Genomic DNA, 3,313 nt, shown 5'->3' with positions numbered 1-3,313 from the left:
CATCCACGATGGATACCGAAGGGGCGGTAACCAGCAGTTTGCCACTGTCTGGTACCGAGGTATCAGCAGGCTTATCAGAGATTACGAAAGAACTGTCAGCATCGCTAAAAACAGCGTCGTCTGCCGCACAAACCACCTCCGCCGCAACACTCCCATCGTCCTCTGCCACCGACGATGCTGAAACCGACACCTCCCGGCCTGTGGAGGTATCCAGTACGCCCGCCGAGCCGGTTGCGACCCCCACCACCTCCCCAGTCACTGAAAGCCACCAGGAGCCGATGGGTCCACAGGACAGAAAGCTGTTGAAACTGTATGCGGACCGGGGACAGCTAATCCATGATGCCTATGCACGGCAAATAAACGACATCGAAAATAACAATGCCCGGGCGATGCAGATGATCGAGCCCAGTTATGAAGAGATAGAAATCAACGACAGGATATATCTTAAATGGCCGTTGCAGCGGCTGCTGTGTTGTGCACACGGCCTGCGGGCCATGGACCGGCAGCTCAGGGACAACTTCCTGATCATCAGCAGTCTTGCCCAGCAATGCATCCGCTATGATGCCAGCCATGATCAAACCATCAAGCCCGGTATGACCGACGGGCATCCTGCCCGGGAGGTCATTATTGCTGACCTGGTCAACCAGTTCCTGAATATGTATGCGCAGTACGGTGAAGCCCGTTTCAATATGATCAAGGCTACCGGGTTTCCTATGGAAGAGACGGCGGAGTCAGAGATATTCCAGGGTTTCAACGCCCGGAGCATGGATAGCACGGTCAATGCCCTGTTGCACCAGCCTTCCGGCTTGTCGGCCCCGTTTCGGGACGTTCTCCAGGGGCTGGCAGACAGCCTGGATCATGAGCCACAGGTCAACGATCTCAGGACACCCCGGCCGGATCGGCATCTGTTGCAGGTCATACACAATACCACCGTCGCTGATGATGAGTTTACCTTGCCACAAGCCAGGCTGGACCCCGGGGATATGGCCGCGACCAACCGGATCATCCGGGCTGAACAGGCTCACTTTATCGCCAATATGAGGGAGCTGGAAGACAGAAGACATTTTCCGATCGATTACCCGAAGATATTCCAGAACCCCGCAGACTATGAGGCGGTGTTTCAGGATGAAGACACCATTCCCTGCCACAGGGCTGAACCGGGACTGGCTGACACCTCGGCCCTGGCCCGGCTTTTATCGCCTCCTCAACTATCCACTTCGCAAACACACCCTTCCCAAACACCGAAAGCCCCCCGTGAGGCGACCCTGTCGGCCATTTCCCAAACACCGACAGCCCCCCGTGAGGCGACCCTGTCGGCCATTTCCCAAACACCGACAGCCCCCCTTGAGGCGACCCCGTCGGCCATTAACGATCGTGCCGACGCTCAGTCATCGTCGCCAACCGTTGTACCGGGTCACACCACCCAACCCGTTGCCACTCCAGCCTCCTCTGTCACTGATAGCCGCCCGCCGCAAGTGGGTGCGCAGGGCAGAAAACTGCTGAAACTTTATGCGGACCGGGGCCAGGTGATCCAGGACCGCAATATGTGGCAGATAAACGACATTAAAAATAACAATGTCCGGGCGATGCAGGCAATTGAGCACAGTTGGCAAGAGATAACAATCAATGACCGGACCTATCGTGAATGGCCCCTTGAACGGCTGCTGTGTTGTGCACACGGCCTGCGGGCCATGGACAAACTGCTCAGGGATAACTTCCTGACCATCAGCAGCCTTGCCCAACAATGCCTCAGCTATGATGCCAGCCGTGGCCTGACCATGAATCCACAAGCGCCCGGGGAAAGCCCGGCCAGGGAGATCATCATTGATAACCTGGTCAACCGGTTCCTGAATATGTACTCACAGTTGGCACAGGCGCGGTCCGAGATGATCCTGGCCACCGGGTTTCCCATGAAAGAGACCTCCGAGGCCGGGCGTTTCCGGGGATTTAATGCCCAGGGCATGGATACTACGCTCAAAGCCCTGTTGCGTGATGCTTCCGGGGTGTCCGCACCGTTTCGGGACGTTCTCCGGGGTTTGGCGAACTACGTGGACAGGCAGATCACGGAGGAGCGCCTCGACGATGGTGACGATCTGCGAACCCCAAGGCCCGATGAACAACTGTCGTCGGTGATACACAATGCCACCGTCGCCGATCATGAGTTCACCTTGCCGTCGGGCTGGTTGGAACGCGGAGACCTTGATGCGACCAACCGGATCATCCAGGCTGAGTCGGACCGTTTCATTACCAGGATGGGGGTATATAGAGACTGGGAACACTTCCCGGTTAATTACCGGAAGATCCTTGAGAACCCCACAGATTATGATGCCGTATTCCAGAATGACGAAACCGCTCCCTGCTATAACAGCGAATCGGGACTGGACGACACGTCGGCACTGGCGCCGCTGCTCTCCCTCCCTCCGGCTACGTCAAACTTCACCTTGACTGAGCGGAAACTGCTGAAGGGGTATGCCGACCAGACCACGGCAGTCTATGCCGACTATGCCCAAAAGGCCAGGGCCATAAAGCAGCAGAATCAGCAGATTATGGCAGCCATACCTGCGATCGAGTCAGCCTCAATCACCTGGCCGGAAAAACGACAGGTGTGCTGCGTCAACTTGCTGGAGACGCTGGAGAGGCAGCTCCGGGACAGTTTCCTGAACATGAGCAGTACCGCGGGGCAGTACCTCCGCTACGATAGCGACCAGGTGCAGACACCCGGCGGCACACCAAACCAGCGCTCCACCGAAGCGTCGATCATCAGGAATCTGGCCAACCAGTTCCAGAATCTGTATGGGCTCTACAGCGCTGCCCGTTATGACATGGTCAAGGCCACCGGATTCGGAGGCGAGGCGGCAACGGATGATCGCTTCCAGGGTTACAATGCCGGGGCCATTGTCGGGGCGGTGACCGGGTTGCTGGAGAGATCGGCCAGGATGTCGGCCCCCATCCGGGAGGTGCTGCAAACGCTTGAGAACGCTCTGGACCATGAACATGAGGATCTGCGCACCAACGATAGACGTCCCCCGCAGCCTGATACCGCACTGCAGCGGACGGTGGAGAATGTCCGGGTAGCGGATGATGAGTTTAACCTGTCGCCACCCATGCTGGACGCCCGGGATCTGACGGTGATCGATCAAATCATCCTGGCCGAGCGCAAAGCCTACTTTCAGAACACGCGACTTCTGAGGGATAAGCATTTCGTGATGTTCGGCGACGTGTTCGACAATACGACGGATTTGCAAAATCAGTTGTATGGCAAGGAGCTTCCCTGTCCGACCAGCGAGCAGGGGCTGGACGACACGTCGGCACT

The 3,313-nt window shown here is 57.5% G+C and carries 2 protein-coding genes; one reads left to right on the top strand and one right to left on the bottom strand.

The window, feature by feature from the left end:
- A partial coding sequence (locus tag KDK15_RS15855) for a hypothetical protein (protein WP_257296360.1) occupies window positions 1–259 on the bottom strand: 259 nt, incomplete at its 3' end.
- Window positions 260–278: 19 nt separating this feature from the next.
- Here KDK15_RS15855 and KDK15_RS15850 point away from each other — a divergent pair.
- On the top strand, window positions 279–3,313 hold a 3,035-nt coding region (locus tag KDK15_RS15850), incomplete at its 3' end, for a hypothetical protein (protein WP_257296359.1).

Source organism: Endozoicomonas sp. YOMI1, assembly GCF_024606345.1.
In the GTDB taxonomy this organism is placed as follows: Bacteria; Pseudomonadota; Gammaproteobacteria; order Pseudomonadales; family Endozoicomonadaceae; genus Endozoicomonas.
This window is presented reverse-complemented; position numbering and strand designations above follow the sequence as displayed.